This is a genomic window from Mycobacterium asiaticum DSM 44297, assembly GCF_000613245.1.
Classification (GTDB): Bacteria; Actinomycetota; Actinomycetes; order Mycobacteriales; family Mycobacteriaceae; genus Mycobacterium; species Mycobacterium asiaticum.
Genome location: NZ_HG964936.1, coordinates 2,070,657 through 2,087,246, shown reverse-complemented (window position 1 = coordinate 2,087,246; position 16,590 = coordinate 2,070,657). Strand labels below are relative to the sequence as shown.

Sequence of the window (16,590 nt, the reverse complement as noted above, 5' to 3'; positions counted from 1 at the left end):
TGTGTATCGCTCAACTACAAAACCGTGGGCAAACACCGGCGAGTTGATCCCGGATCCGCTGGCGCTTGGCGGAAGGATGACGGGCAGCTTGAGCGAGCGACGAGGTGAGTCGACGGTGGATCAGTTGCATGGCACTCCGGTGGCGGTCATCGGCATGGCATGCCGCCTGCCCGGCGGAATCGATTCCCCCGAGGCGTTCTGGAATGCACTGCTACGCGGCGCTGACCCAATCACTGAGGTACCCGCCGAGCGCTGGAACGCCGACGACTACTACGACCCAGAGCCGGGTCAACCTGGCCGGTCGGTATCCCGCTGGGGTGGCTTCCTGACCGACGTCGTGGGGTTCGATCCGGAATTCTTCGGCATCAACGAGCGGGAGGCGGCGGCGATTGATCCGCAACACCGCCTGTTGATGGAGGTTTCGTGGGAGGCAGTGGAGCACGCCGGGCTCCCGCCCGCCTCGCTGGCCGACTCGCTGACCGGTGTCTTCGTCGGCATGTGCCACGACGACTACACCCATGTCACGAATGCCGCGGGCGCATTGGGTGATGCGTACGGCTTCACCGGGACCGCGCTGAGCATGGCGTCCGGGCGGGTGTCGTATGCCCTGGGCCTGCGCGGCCCGGCGTTGACGGTGGACACCGCGTGTTCATCGAGCCTGGTAGCGGTGCACCTGGCCTGCCGCAGCCTGCACGATCAGGAGAGCAACCTGGCCCTGGCCGGGGGCTGCATGGTCATGCTGGAACCGCAGCTCTACGCATCGGCGTCGGGACAGGGCATGTTGTCACCCACCGGACGGTGTCGGCCCTTCGATACAGCCGCCGACGGATTCGTGCGGTCGGAGGCCTGCGCCATGGTGTTGTTGAAGCGCCTGCCCGATGCGCTGCGCGACGGCGACCGGATTCTGGCCGTCGTACGGGGCACCGCTACGAATCAGGACGGCCGCACCGACACCATTACGACGCCCTCGTCGGGTGCGCAGGTAGCGGCGTATCAGGCGGCGTTGGCAGCCGCCGGCGTGCACCCCGACACCGTCGGCATGGTGGAAGCGCACGGCACCGGTACCCCGGTGGGTGATCCCATCGAATTTCGCAGTCTGGCAGAAGTTTACGGTGCAAATGGCCGGCCCTGCGCCCTCGGCTCGGCCAAGAGCAATATCGGTCACACCGAGGCGGCCGCGGGCGCGGTCGGGCTGGTCAAGGCGATCCTGTCGCTGCAGCACGCGGCGGTGCCGCCGATGGCCCACTTCACCCGACTGCCCGACCAATTAGCCGCTATCGACACCGGATTATTTGTGCCGCAAGCTATTACGAGTTGGCCCGCGGGCGATGCAGCCACGCCGCGACGAGCGGCGGTGTCGTCGTACGGAATGTCGGGAACCAATGCGCACGCCATCGTCGAGCAAGCACCCCCGGTCGCGGTACAGCGGAACACCGGCTCGGCAAAGTTGTTTGTCATGTCGGCCACCTCCGCCGAGGCGCTGCGGCGGACGGCGAGTCGGCTGTCGGACTGGGTCGGCGGGCACGAGGTGAACCCGGCCGATCTTGGCTACACCCTGGCTCGGCGGCGCGGCCACCGACCGGTGCGCAGCGCGATCGTCGCGGACAACAATCCCGAATTAATCGAACGACTACGCGAGTTCGCCGACGGCGGACTACCGCTGCAAAGTGCCGTCGGTCTCGACGACCGAGGACCGGTGTGGGTGTTCTCCGGGCAAGGCTCGCAGTGGCCGGCCATGGGTGCCGACCTGCTGGCCAACGAGGCGGCGTTTGCTGCCACGGTGGCCGCCGCCGAACCGCTCATCGCCAGGGAGTCCGGATTCTCGGTGACCGAAGCCTTGAGCACCCCGCAAACACTCGCCAGCATCGACCGGATTCAACCGACGCTGTTCATCTTTCAGGTCGCCCTCGCCGCCGCGCTCGAGTCCTCCGGCGCGCGGCCCGCCGCGGTGATCGGGCATTCCCTTGGCGAGGTGTCGGCTGCCGTTGTCGCCGGCGTCCTCTCCCTCGCCGACGGGGTGCGGGTCATCTGCCGCCGGTCGCGTTTGTGCACCCAGCTCGTCGGTGCCGGCGCGATGGCGGCGATCGAGCTCCCCGCTCGAGCGGTCCGCGAAGAGCTGGCCCAGCGAAGCATCACCGACGTGGTGATCGCCGTCATTGCGTCCCCGCAATCAACCGTGATCGGCGGCAAGACCGAGCAAGTCCGTCAACTGGTAGCGGCGTGGAAGGAACGCGACATTCTGGCCAGCGAGGTCGCCGTGGACGTCGCATCTCATACCCCACAGGTCGACCCGATCCTCGACGAGCTGGCCGGCCTGTTGGGCGAGATAACACCACGGACTCCGCGTCTTGCCTACTATTCAGCGACCCTGTTCGATCCCCGCGACGCGCCCAAGTGCGACGCCCGCTACTGGGTGGACAATCTGCGCCACGCGGTGCGGTTCTCCGCTGCGACCAAGGCCGCGCTCGAAGACGGGCATCGCGTATTCGTCGAGCTTTCCCCGCATCCGTTGCTGACCCGGGCCATCGAGCAGACCGCCGGTGCATTGGACATGCCGGTCGCTGCGATCCCCGCCCTGCGGCGCGGACAGCCGGTACCGCACGGGGTGACACCACTACACGCCGAGATCCACAACGCCGGCGCTGCCACTGATTTCGCCGCGCTGTATCCGGCTGGCCGTCTGGTGGACGCACCCCTGCCGGTGTGGGCCAACCGCCAGCTGATGCTTGCCCCGGAGCAGGCCGCTCGGAACACCGATGGCGTGGGCTCTCATCCCTTGCTGGGTGTCCACGTGCGACTGATGGAAGAGCCGCAGCGGCACGCTTGGCAGTCCGCTCTCGGCACGGCGGCACTGCCCTGGGCGGGTGATCACCAAATCAACGGCGTAGCAGCGCTTCCGGGTGCGGCGTATTGCGAGATGGCATTGTCCGCAGCCGATATCGTGCTCGCCGAATCGTCCGAGGTCCGAGACCTGCGGTTCGAAGAGATGCTGCTGTTGGACGAAAAAGCGCCCGTCGGAGCTACAGCAGCACTATCGCCATCCGGAGCTGCCACCTTCGTCGTCCAGACGGGTGACCAGGTGCGGCGAGCGGTGGCCGTCCTGCAGCCGGCCGGCCTAGACGCAATGCCTGTTCAAGACACCGACGCGCTGTTGGCCGCCCATCCCCGCCACCTCGACGGCGTGCAGATCCGAAAGTGGTTCCGCGAGCGAGGGATACAGTTCGGCCCCGCTTTCGCCGGCCTGACCGTCGCCTGGATCGCCGATGGAACGGTAGGCACCGTCGTTGGCGAGATAGCGTTGCCGAGAGCGCTGCGCAACCAGCAGTCTCGGTATTCAATACACCCAGCCCTGCTGGACGCCTGTTTTCAATCTGTCGCGGCACATCCCGCCGTCCGCGGTGTTGCCAACGGCGGCATGCTACTGCCGCTGAGTGTGCGCCGCCTGCGCCGCTACGGCCCGACGGGGGCCGCGCGCTACTGCCACACCAGAGTCACCGCGTGCGGCAGCAACTTCGAGGCCGACATCGATGTGCTCGACGAGCGCGGCAGGGCGCTGCTGGTGGTGCGTGGCCTGGTGATGGGCACGGGCTTCTCCGATAGCGCCGACCGTGACCGCTTGCTCAATCACCGCCTGGTGGATATCGAGTGGCAGCCCCGCGAGGTACCCGAGGCCACCGCGGACCCGGGGAGCTGGCTGTTGATCGACTTTCCCGGCGACACGTTGGTGTCCGCATTGGCCGAAGCCCTGCGGCACCGCGGCGCGACCGTCAACACCATGTGCTGGCCGGCGACCCCTACGACCCTGCATACCGCACTCACCGGAGTCAGCGGTGTCGTCGTGTGCGCCGGGGACCCCGGGAGTGCCGACCCGCGAGGTACCGATACCGTCCACAACCTGATCCACGTCGCCCGCGAATTGCCCGAGTTGAGCGGCGAGACACCCAGGCTGTACGTGTTGACCCGGCACGGCCAGGGCGTGCGCAGCGGCGAGCAGATCAACCTTGCGCACGCCGGGGTACGCGGACTGCTGCGGGTGGTCGGCGCCGAGCACCCCTACCTACGAACCACCCATATCGACATTGACGCAATGACGACCGCCGACAACGTTGTGACGCAACTGCTTTCGGGCTCAGCTGAGGATGAGACCGCATGGCGCGACAACGCCTGGTTGACCGCACGCCTGCGCCCGGCTCCGCTGCGCCCCGACGAGCGGACGATCATCACCGCTGACCACCGGCGCGATGGTGTCCGCCTAGCGATCCGGGCGCCCGGTGACTTGGCGACCATCGAGGCGGTCAGCATCAAGCGGCAGACTCCGGGTCCCGGCCAAATCGAGATCGCGGTTAGCGTTTCCAGCGTCAATTTCGCCGACGTACTCGCGGCATTCGGCCGATACCCCTCTTTCGACGGACAGCGGACCCAGTTGGGCCTCGATTTCGTCGGAGTGGTGACCGCCGTCGGCTGCGATGTCCCGAACTACCGCGTCGGCGACCGGGTGGGGGGCATCTCACCGGGCGGATGCTGGGGCACATTCGTCACGTGTGACGCTGCGCTCACCGCGCCGCTTCCACCGAGCCTGTCAGATGCCCACGCGGCTGCGATCACTACCACCGCGGTCACTGCGTGGTACGGGCTGCACGAACTCGCCCGGATCCAGCCCGGCGATAAGGTGCTGATCCATTCCGGCACCGGTGGCGTCGGCCAGGCCGCCATCGCCATCGCCTCGAGTTTCGGCGCGGAGATCTTCACCACCGCGGGCAGCCCGCAGCGCCGAAAACTGCTCCAAGACATGGGTATTCAATACATCTATGACTCACGAAACACTCATTTCGAGGAGCAGATCCGTCGCGACACCAACGGTTACGGCGTCGATATCGTGCTCAACTCGCTGACCGGCGCCGCCCAGCAGGCCGGGATCGACGTGCTCGCCTTCGGTGGCCGCTTCGTAGAAATAGGCAAGCGCGACATCTACAGCGACTCCAAGCTGGGCCTATTCGCGTTCCGCCGCAACCTCTCGCTACACGCCATGGACCTGGCGTTGATGGCGGTCACTCATCCCCAGCGAGTGGGGGCATTGCTGCGAGAGGTGTACCAGCGCGCCGCTGCCGGTGTCCTGCCGTGCCCGCCTTGCACCCACTACCGCCTGCACGATGCAACCGACGCGATTCGGGCCGTGAGCAACGCATCTCACGTCGGGAAGCTCCTGCTCGACATCCCTCGCGCTGCCCGCAGCACCGCGGTGCTGCCGCCCGAACAGGTTGCCGCGTTCCGGGCCGACGGTTCCTACATCGTCACCGGTGGCCTCGGCGGACTCGGGCTATTCCTCGCCGAACACATGGCCGCCGCAGGCGCCGGGCGCATCGTGCTCAATTCTCGGTCGGCGCCAAATCAAAGAACTTTGGAGACAATCGAACTCGTCCGGGCGACCGGCGCCGATCTGGTGGTGGAATGCGGCGATATTGCCCTAGCCGACACCGCGGACCGGCTGGTGGCCGCCGCGACCGCCACCGGACTGCAGCTTCGTGGCGTGCTGCACGCGGCCGCAGTTGTCGAGGACGCTACCTTGCCCAACATCACCGACCAGGTGCTGCAACGGGATTGGGTGCCGAAAGTGCACGGCGCCTGGAATCTTCACCAGGCGACCGAGGCCGCGAACCTGGACTGGTTCTGCTCGTTTTCGTCCGCGGCAGCACTGTTGGGTTCGCCTGGACAGGGAGCGTACGCGGCGGCCAACAGCTGGCTGGACGGCTTCACCCACTGGCGACGGTCTCAGGGTCGACCGGCAACCGCGATCGCATGGGGCCCTTGGGCAGAACTAGGCCGAGGCGCAGGCCTGGCCGACACCTGCGATATCACGATGATCGCGCCCGACGAGGGTGCCCACGCGTTCGATGCCCTGCTGCGGCATACCCGTTGCTATTCCGGTTACCTCCCCATCGTGGGATCGCCTTGGCTGGACCGGCTGGCCGAACGAGCCCCGTTCGGCGAGGCGTTTCGCTCCGAGGGCCCGAATAGCCGGCGCGACAATGGTATTGCGGCCTTTGGCGATAAGTTGGCTCAGCAGCCGCAAGACGAATGGCCAAGTCAGCTAAGACGACTGGTGTCCGAACAGGTCGGCACCATTCTGCGGCGCAGCGTCGACCCGGACCGGTCGCTATCAGACTACGGCCTCGATTCCCTTGGCAACCTGGAACTGCGCACCCGGCTCGAGACCGAAACCGGAATTCGGCTGGGCACTACCGACATCACCACGGTGCGGGATTTGGCAAACAGGCTGTGCGACAAACTCACACAGGTCCACGACGCTCCGGCGCCAATGTCCGGGCGAATCGCGGCCGCGAAATACCCTGGTGGAGTGTCGCCGCACTGACTGCGAGGAGCGATCATGGTCGTTGTGGGCCATCTGGGCCTCGGGAAGCTCGGCGACTGGGTCCCCGCCCCGGGTTCGACCTGGTTGTGGCGGGCCACACCGGCCTCGCTGCAGAAGTCGCGGCAGGCACCGATCAGTGCGGTGCCGCCGAGTTACATTCAGACCCGTCATCTGCGCGGCTTCCGCGAACAGCAGCTTGGCGGACGCGACATTTCGCGGTTGCTGGTGATCGCCTTCGATATCCCCGGCCAGTGCGACATTCGCGCGATGACCTACATCTTCAACGCGCACCTGCGCCGGCACGACACCTATCACAGCTGGTTCGAGTTCGTCGATGGCGGGCAGATCGTCCGGCACACCATGTCCGATCCCGCCGACATCGAACTAGTCGCGACCCCGCGGGGCGACATGACGGCGAAGCAGTGGCAGGACCACCTCCTGGCGACACCCGGCCCACTGGACTGGGAATGCTTCAGGTTCGCAATCATCCAACGCGGTGATCATTTCACCGTCTGCATCTGCGTTGATCATCTGCACGTCGACCCGATGTACATCGGCAGCGTCTATTCGGAGATTCAGGCGATGTACAACGCGTTGATGGACGGTGAGGGACCCATCGCGCTTTCCCCGGCGGGCAGCTATGCCGACTATTGCCTGCGCGAGCGCGACTTCACATCGAAGCTGACGCTGAATTCCCCGGAAATCCGCCGATGGATCGAGATCTTCGAGGAGAACGACGGATCGCTGCCCTCCTTCCCGCTGCCGCTTGGTGATAGTTCGCTGTCAACCGGCGGTGAGCTGCTATCGCTGCGGCTGCTGGACGCCGATCAAACCATGCGGTTCGAAGCCGCATGTACCGCCGCAGGTGCCCGGTTCAGCGGCGGTGTATTCGCCGCCACCGCGCTGACCGAGTTCGCGATCACCGGTTCGAGAACGTACTACGCCCTCACGCCGGTCGGCACCCGTCGCACGCCCGCCGAGTTCATGACCACCGGCTGGTTCATCGGGCACGTTCCCTTCGCGGTGCCGGTGGCCGCGTCCTTCGGGGAAACCGCACGCGGCGCACAGGATGCGTTCGACTCCAGCGCACACCTGGCCGACGTGCCATTCGAGCGGGTCCTGGAACTGTCGCCGCGGCTGCGAAAACCTCCTGCCGTAGGCGGCTTTCCCATGCTGTCGTTCCTCGACGGCGGCGTTCCCCCGCTGTCAGCGGTGATTGCGAATCAACTTGGCCGGACGAATACCCAGGCTTTCAGCGACGGCCGGCTCGCGGCACGAGTGTGCCTGTGGGTCAACAAGTTCCATGAAGAAACCACGGTGACCGCCTCGTTTCCCAGCAATCCGGTCGCTTATGAATCCATATCGCGATACCTGCACGTCATGAAAACGGTGTATCTACGAGTGGCCGCAGGACGCACCCTCCCACTGCCCTGCCCGGGTCCGGCTGTCGTCACAGCTGCGGCGGGACCAAACACGGCCGCTCAGTGAAGGAGTCGCGACTACCAGTCGATCTGCGGGTCCAGGCCAAATTCGGCGAACGTACTCGAGATCGTCTTGCGTAGATCGTCTTTCGTATTTGACTGGCCGAGCAGATAGGCCGAGATCCGGATGAAGATCTTGTCCCGGTCCCGCCCGGAGACCAGCAACAGTTGACCACCCATTCCCTCGAGTGTGCTCTTCTTCATACCCGGTTCAAAGGGCCGCATGTGCGCTTCGTCGGCGTCGGTGCCGTCGGGTCGATTCACCGCCGGCGGAAGGTCACCGATGTTGGAGACAGTGACCGGAAGGGTCGCGCCTCCCGCCGCCACCCCCGACAGCTTCCGTGCAACTCGCTTCGGCGTCAATGCTGTCAACGGCAGGGGCGCCAACCACTCGTTGTCGGAGTTGTCGATCGCTTCAAGAATCGTCTGCGTGATTTTGAGGTGAATGTCCCGAAGGTCGGTCGCCGCATTCGTCGGGTCCACACCGATGTCGATAGCGGTGATGGCATTGCCGCGGATATCGCCGTTGTCTCGCAGATTCGCCACCAGACGCAGCGTCACCGCTCCGTCATCGTTGACTCGCCCCACCCGTACAGCCAGCCGGCACGCGACCCCCGCCACCAGCGAATGGCTGCTTGCGCCAAGTTGTTTCGCCAGCGCATCCCAGTCGCTGAGCTTGACGTAGGCAGTCAGCGCCGGCATCTCGATCCTCGGATCGTCGCCGCCCGTTCTCGGCGCGGGCGGCGCCGCTTTGATCGTTGAGGTGAGTTCCTTGCGGTCGCGCCGAGCCCGTCGAGCCACGGCGACCAGTGCCCGCCCGATGTGCGGAACTTCTTTTGCGGTTTGCCCGAAGTCCTCCCGCAGCGCCCGTCCGCGAGGACGCGATCCCCGGGGCGGATAACCCAGGTCGTGCGTCCTGCCTTCGGCCGCGTCGGCTATCGCTTGACCGAAAGCGATTGCGTCGACAACCGTATGCGAGACCACCAGGCTCACCGCAGTGCCGCCATCGGTGAGCGGAAGCACCCCAAGATGCCAGCCCGGGCCCCACTCCGGATCGATGGCAAGGCGCGCCCGTTCATCGGCCCAGTTGCTCACGTCGTCGCGCGCTCGCGGCGTCGCTTCGATATCCATGTCCGGGGAGTTCGGTGCCAGCACCCAGCGATCGCGCGCGAACGGTAACGGCGACCGCTCGATCAACCGCCCGAATAACCCGGAGCCGAGGTTTCGGTGAAAGCGGCGCAACCCTTCGATGTCGGCGCCGCGATCGTAGATCCACGTCACTTGGATCAGCGCGCCGTGCACCGCTCGGGTTGCGAGGAAAGACGCCTGGTCGAGGTACGCCAGTCGGTTGTCGAGCGGCTCAAGGGCATTCGAGGGGGCCGGCACCGCCGTCTCCACCGGCGTCTCGGTGAGTAGGCCCGCTAAATGGCGGGCGAGCGAGGTGGGTGTGGGATGTTCGAACACCAAGGTGGCCGGCAGCGTCAGCCCGGTTTGGGCGCTCAGCGCATTGCGTAGTTCCAACGCGGTGAGCGAGTCGATTCCGAGGTCTTTGAAGGCCCCGTCGGTGTCAAGTGCATCCGGGTCGCGATGCGCCAACACCGTTGCGGTGGCGCGTGCCACCACGTCGGTCAGAATCGCAAGTCGCTCTTCCCCTGGTCGGCCAACGAGCATTTCGCGAAGCCCCGAGTCGGCCAAAGACGATGCTTCATCGCTCGCCGGGGCTGTGCCTGAGCCTGACGCCAGTTCGGTCAATAGTGGGTGCGAACGACGGACCGTGAACGCTGGGATGAATTTGTCCCAGGAAATATCGGCAAGGGTGATCAGTGTGTCGCCCGCCTCGATGGCCTGTTGCAGTGCGGCCAGTACGATTTCGGGCCGGATCGGGTTGAGGCCGATCCGCTGGAAGATGTCGACAACCTCGGACGGCATGCTGCTGGTTTCGTCCGCCCAAAGGCCGAAGGCTGCCGCGACCGCGCCCCAGCCGTTGCTGCGCAATCGCACGGCCAGAGCTTCGAGATGAGCATTCGCGGCCGCATACGCGCCTTGTTGCGCACCGCCCCAAGTCGCTGCTCCGGAAGAGAACAGGATGAACGTTGCTGGCGGGTCGTCCGCAAGCACGCTCACCAGGTTGTCGGCTCCAACCGCCTTGGCGGCGTAGCTGTCGGCCAGTTCTTCAGCTGATGTGTCGGCAATGGTGTTCCACCCGATGGACGCGGCGGCGTGTACGACCGTCCGCACAGATCCGTGCTCGCTGCGAACGGCGGCGACCGCGGCCGCCAACGCGGACCGATCGCTAACATCAACCGAGCGCCCCTTGACGGCCACGCCACGCTCGTGCAGCTGCTTGGCCAGTTCGGCCGTTTGCGGGTGCTCGGCGGCGTTACGACTGATCAGCACAATGGGATTGGCGCCGGCATCGGCAAGCCAACCGACGATGTGCTTACCCAGGCGCCCGGTCCCACCCGTCACCAGAGCCGGTCCGGACGGTTTCCAACTGCCGGCCCGTTCAAGACGCTGCAACGGCAGCGGCGCCTCGACCAAGCGGCGCGCACTCACCGAGTGCGGCCGAATCGCGAGTTGGTCCTCCGATTGCTCGCAGCTGAGAATGGCGTACAAGGTCTCGATGTCATGCTGTGCCGCAACGGACGGCAGATCGATCAGACCGCCCCACTGGTCGGGATGCTCAAGGCACACCGACTGTCCAAGCCCCCACACAGCGGACTGGATAGGGCGCGCAGGAGCGTCATCCGTGGATACAGAAACCGCACCCTGGGTGGCCACCCACAACGGGATTCCCAGACCGGAATCGCAATGAGCTTGCGCGAGAAGCAGTGTCGACAGCAATCCGACCGATATGCCCGGCAGCGTCGGGTGCGCCCGCTCATCTGTGGCCAGGAACGAGATGATGCCGTCAAACTGCGCCCGCGCCGTAGCCGACTTCAACAGGGCGGACAACGACTCCCTGCCGAGCTCATTCGGGTCGACGGTAAGCACGTCCACCGCATCCGCGTATCGCGCGGCAAGGCCGGTAACCCACGCGCCGTTGGCCTGTTCCGGAAAGGCTACGGCCAGCCAGCGACGACGAGCCTGCGGAAAGGTGTTGGGGCGAACTACCCGCCAGGCGACTTGATACCGAAGACTGTTGGCCGCTGACCGGAGATCGGAATCGTTGCGCCACTGCCGCAGCGCATGCATAACGGCTTCCACTGATTTGCCGTCTTGGACCTCGGTCAGCCCCAGCAGTTCCGTGAACGTCTCGACGGCGCCAGCATCAACGGCTCTCCAAAGCGCATCGTCAGCCGTGCCGCCGGTGGTCTCCGGCGAAATAGGTGTCATCCAGTAGGAGCGGTGTTGAAATGCGTAGGTAGGCAAGGCAACGACGTTGGCGCCGGGGTAAAGGCTCTGCCAGGCGGGAGATTTGCGGTGATTGTGCAGCTGCGCCAGCGTGGCGGCAACGGCGTCGAGGTCGGCCCGTTCCCGATGCAGAGTAGCAATGACCGCGGAACCGCCACGATCGGCAGTACTGGCCAATGTGTCGGTGACCGCCGCGGCTAGCACGGGGTGCGGCGAGAGCTCCACGAAAAGATGCTCACGCCGGCCCAACAGTTCGGCGACGTTGTCATAGAACCGAACCGGCTCGCGCAGATTCCGGTACCAGTAATCGGCGGTCATCGTTGTGGTGTCGAGCGGCTGCGCCGATAATGCGCTTTCCACCGTGGAATACAGCGGTATACGTGCGGGCTGGGCGACCACTTCCCCCAGCTCTTCTAGCAGGTGGTCACGCAACTGCTGCACCTGTTCGCAGTGCGACGCGTAATCGACTGCGATGGAACGTATTTGAATGTTGTCTCGCTCGCAGGCAGCGGTGAGCTGCTCGAGCGCCGCCGGGTCACCACTGACAATCGTGTGTGAAGGCCCGTTGATCGCAGCGATGCTGAGGGCACCGTTCCAACTCTGCAGTCGCGCGCGAACTTCCGCTGCGGGCAGCACGATCGAAGCCATACCGCCGCGACCCGAAAGCCCGGTCAGCGCCTTACTGCGCAATGCCGCGATCTTGGCGGCCTGATCCAGCGACAGGGCGCCAGCAACATAGGCAGCGGCAATCTCACCTTGGGAATGTCCGATGACGGCATCCGGAACAATGCCCAAGGAGCGCAGCGTTTCCGCCAGGGACACCATGATCGCGAACAGGACCGGCTGGACCACATCCACCCGCTCCAAGGACGGCGAGGTCGGGTCCTGCAGGATGACGTCTCGCACCGACCAACCGGTGAAGGGGCGCAACGCTTTATCGCAGTCGTCCAGGCTGCGCGCGAAGCTGGGTTGGTGCTGGTAGAGCTGCAAAGCCATGCCGGGGTATTGGGCGCCTTGGCCTGGAAACACAAACACGGTGTCGGCGGGCAGCTGATGCGCAGAGCCGTGGTGTCGGGTCAAGCAGGGATGGGGCTGATCTGCGATCAACGCATCCAAAGCTTCGAGAAGATCGCGGCGTGGATCTCCACTTTCCGGGTTGGTGGTGACAGTGGCCCGGTAGGGGTGCTGCGCGCGGGTGGTAGCCAAACTGTAAGCCACGTCGGCCAACCCGACATCGGGACGAGAACGCAAATACTCACCCAACCGGTGCGCTTGACCGGCCAGGGCTCGAGAACTGCGCGCCGAGATCGGCCACAGCAGCAGCGGCGGCTGCGGGACTTGTTGTGCAGTCGCCGGCTCCGCATGATCCGACGGCGCCCCCGGCGATGCCGGAGCTTGCTGGACGATGACATGCGCGTTGGTCCCGCTGATCCCGAATGAGGACACCGCCGCGGTGCGGGGGTGGTCAGTGGCCGGCCAGGGCACCGCTTCGGTGAGCAACCGCACCGCCCCGTCCGACCAATCGATATGCGGGCTGGGCTGATCGACGTGCAATGTGGAGGGCAGCAGATCGTGGTTGAGCGCCTCGACCATCTTTATCAGGCCTGCTGCACCGGCCGCGGCCTGAGTGTGGCCGATGTTTGACTTGATCGACCCAAGCCATAACGGTCGATCCGGATCCCGGCCGGCACCGTAGGTGGCCAGCAGCGCACCCGCCTCGATGGGATCGCCGAGAGCGGTGCCGGTGCCATGCGCCTCAACGACGTCGACCTGAGCAGGCCCGACGCCGGCATTGGCTCCGGCCTGACGGATGACGGCTTGTTGAGCAGGTCCATTGGGAGCGGTCAACCCGTTGGAGGCGCCGTCTTGGTTGATCGCAGATCCCGCAATCACCGCCAGCACTGGGTGGTTGTTGCGTTGCGCATCGCTGAGCCGTTCCAGGACCAGCACCGCGGCCCCTTCTCCCCAGCCGGTGCCGTCAGCCGCGGCGGCGAATGCTTTGCAGCGCCCGTCGACCGCCAATCCGCGCTGCCGCGCAAATTCGGTGAACACCATCGGTGAGGTCATCACGGTCACGCCACCGGCGAGGGCAAGGCTGCTCTCCCCGTTCCGCAGCGACTGACACGCCAGATGCGTTGCCACCAGCGACGATGAGCATGCGGTGTCGACGGTAATGGCTGGTCCCTGCAAACCCAACGCATACGCGACGCGTCCGGATGCCACGCTGGTGGACAGACCGGTCAGTGCGTATCCCTCGACCCCGTCGCTACCGGCCGCGCCGTAAGGTTGTGACCACGCCCCGACGAACACCCCAGTTTCCGAGCGCAGCAAGCTGGAGGGGTCAATCCGCGCGGTTTCCAACGCTTCCCAGCACACTTCCAGCAGCATCCGTTGCTGGGGGTCCATCGTTTGAGCTTCCCGCGGCGAAATTCCGAAGAACTCGGCGTCGAACCCGGCCGCATCCGCCAGGAAACCCCCGGTCCGGGTATATGTCTTGCCCACCGCGTCCGGATCCGAATCGAACAGTTCCGCGAGATTCCAGCCGCGATCGGTCGGAAAGCCTCCCATTGCGTCGGTGCCGGTGGCAACCAGATCCCACAGCGCCGCAGCCGAATCGACTCCACCGGGGAAGCGGCACGCCATCCCGATCACGGCGACGGGCTCGTCCGACCCGGTCTGCGCAACTACCTGCGTAGCCGCCGTCGCCGGGACCGACCCGCCGAGCAGCTGTCCCAGTTGGTTGCTCAGCGCCGCGGGGGTGGGATAGTCGAAGGCCAGCGTGGGCGGAAGGTCCAGTTCGGTAACCGATTTCAGCCGGTCTAGTAGCTCGGTGGCTTTCACCGAGTCAAACCCCAGATCCTGAAACGCGCTTTCCGGGTCGATCTCCGCGGCGTTGGCTCGGCCCAATACCGCAGCCGCCTGCTCGCACACCACCCCGACCAGAAGTTCTTGCTCTTGTTGTCGCAGCCCGCGCAGGCGTTGCGCCAACGCCGAGTCGTCCCCGCGTTGCGAGCCGGTTTCCTTCACACTGGGCTGCTTTGGCCGACGAAGCTGCGCGTCGATGCGAGCAAACTCGCCGCGACGGTACCGCTGCAGGCATTCTCGGCGTCTGACCTTGCCGCTGGTGGTCAGCGGAATCGAGTGCGGTGCCACCAGAACAAGATCCGCGACGCTGAGACCGTGCGATTTCGAAATGGCCGCGGTCAGTTCACGCTTGGCGACGCTGACCCGTTCGGCGGCCGCCTCTTCGGAATCGGCGCGGACCTTGAGCTCGACGATGGTGACCAGCTTTTCCACGCCGTCGTCATCCGGGACCGCGATTGCCACGCAACGGCCGGCGGTGATCTCCTGGATCGTGGCTTCGATGTCGTCGGGAGAATGGTTGCGCCCATAGACAATAAGAAGGTCTTTGATCCGGCCGATGATGAACATCTCACCGCCGGAGAAAAACCCCAGATCTCCGGTCCGCAACCAAGGGCCCTCGGGCGTCTCGGGCGAGGGATCAACGATCGTCGCTCCGAATGTCCGTGCGGATTCTTCCGGCTTCTGCCAATAGCCGTCAGCGACGTTGTCACCCAACGTCCAGATCTCCCCGATCGTGCCGGCCGGACACTCGATACCTGTTTCGGGGTCAACGATGCGCACGATCGGTGACTGCGGCGCGCCGTAGCTGACCAGTGGCGTGCCTTGTCCGCTCGCGCACGGCTTCGCGTGGCCAGCGGTCAATTCCTCGGATTCGAAGTACACAATCGCGGGCGGTTCCGCCGGTTCGCGGGTTGCCACGTACACGGTGGCTTCGGCCAGTCCGTATGAGGGCCGCAAAGCTCGTTCCGGGAGATTGAAACGCGCGAATCGCTTGGCAAAACGTTTAAGTGTGGCGGGTTGCACGCGCTCTGCACCGTTGAGAATGTTGCGCACGTGCGCCAGGTCGAGCCCGGCCAGGTCGTCATCGGAGGTCTTGGCCGCGGCCAGTTCAAAAGAAATGTTCGGCCCCGCGGTGAACGGGCTGCTCGCGGTGGCCAGCAACTGCATCCAGCGCGCCGGTCGTTGCAAGAAGGCGGGCGGACTGGTGAGCACACCGCGAAAGCCGCCGACGATCGGAATGCCAATTCCTACAATCAAACCCATGTCGTGGAAAAACGGCAGCCACGACACGACGGTGGTGTCCGGCGGTGCCACGCCACCGTCTTCGCGGTAATAGCTAGCGATGATCTGCTCGGTGTTGACCAGCATGTTTTTATGCGAGATGACCACACCCGCCGGGGTGCGGGTCGACCCCGAGGTGTATTGCAAATACGCAATCTCTGGTAGGTCTTCGATCTCGACCGCAGGTGTGCGTTCTTCGTCCAAGTCCAGCAAATCAAGCTCGATCACCGTCGGCACGACTTCGCCCGGCTCGATGCACTCGACAACGCTGGCCGCCACCGAGGATGTCGTCAGGATCGCGGTCGGCGCCGCGTCCCGCAGGACCGCACTGGCGCGCTCGTCACTGGCGCCGCCTTGCGGGGCGGACAGCGGTACCGCAATCTGGCCCGCCTCCATGGCGCCGAGGAAGGCGACGATGTAGTGCATTCCTTGCGGCGCCAGGACCACTGCGCGGTCGCCTGTCGACCCGCACGCGCGCAGTGCATGCGCGACATTGAGTGTCCGTCGATACAGCTGTGACCACGTCAAGCTTTCGGCAACGCCGGCCGGATCCTTCTCGTAGTCAATGAAGGTGAAAGCTGTCTCATCGGGCCGCTGGCTGGCGTGTTTCCGCACTACAGCGGGGACGGAGGGTTCGAGCACGCGTCGACGATACCGTGATGGGTAGACCCCGCGTGAGCAAAGCCGGATCTGAATTCCGACCCCGCACAGGCAGCCACAAGCGGCCCTTTCGGCACGCTGTCCACCCCGGCTGACGCGTGTGTTCCACCCGCAATTTCAACTACACCGGCACCGCGAAGTCGTCACTATTCTGGACGTAGCCTAGCCACCGTACGGCGCTGATCAACCCGTCGGCGAAGACGTCAGGCGTGCGCCCGATGGTCCGGCGCCGGGCACTTCGATGTGCAGCGGGCGGGACAGGAATGGCAAAAATCCCAAATTGCCGAATTCGCCCACGAACCCCTTCCTTACCGCCTAATATGACGTAACTGGGTGCGTGACCGTAGCGAGCGGACGCCGGCCAAGTGGCGGCGTACGAAGAAGCGAGGTGACGGCTCGCCTCGCGGCCGAGCAAACTCGGCCCTGGAGCCTTCCCTTATTACATTCTGATGAACTCGGCCGCCACGGGCGCACCAAGCAACCCACAATTTCCTCGGTTTTCCCGCCTTGCCACGACGCTTCGCCGGCCTGGCCAGCCATGTATTGCCATGCCAGTTACGTGCGCAATCACGCAATGTG

3 protein-coding genes are annotated in these 16,590 nt (G+C 65.3%); 2 read left to right on the top strand and 1 reads right to left on the bottom strand.

All coding sequences use genetic code 11. From position 1 onward, the window contains the following. The first annotated feature begins 76 nt into the window (after positions 1 to 76). Both pks2 and BN972_RS09970 read left to right on the top strand, forming a co-directional pair. The gene (gene pks2 / locus BN972_RS09975; RefSeq protein ID WP_051545198.1) at positions 77 to 6,370 is read left to right on the top strand and encodes a sulfolipid-1 biosynthesis phthioceranic/hydroxyphthioceranic acid synthase; all 6,294 of its coding nucleotides are present in this window, start codon (positions 77 to 79) and stop codon (positions 6,368 to 6,370) included. A gap of 15 nt (positions 6,371 to 6,385) precedes the next feature. After that, positions 6,386 to 7,858, top strand: coding sequence for a condensation domain-containing protein (locus BN972_RS09970; RefSeq protein WP_235192401.1), 1,473 nt, complete (start codon positions 6,386 to 6,388; stop codon positions 7,856 to 7,858). Positions 7,859 to 7,869: 11 nt separating this feature from the next. Here the strand turns inward: BN972_RS09970 and BN972_RS28185 are convergent, their stop codons facing one another. Beyond that, on the bottom strand, positions 7,870 to 15,993 hold the full coding sequence (locus BN972_RS28185; protein ID WP_080696757.1) for a type I polyketide synthase: 8,124 nt from the start codon (positions 15,991 to 15,993) through the stop codon (positions 7,870 to 7,872). Between the last annotated feature and the right edge of the window lie 597 nt (positions 15,994 to 16,590).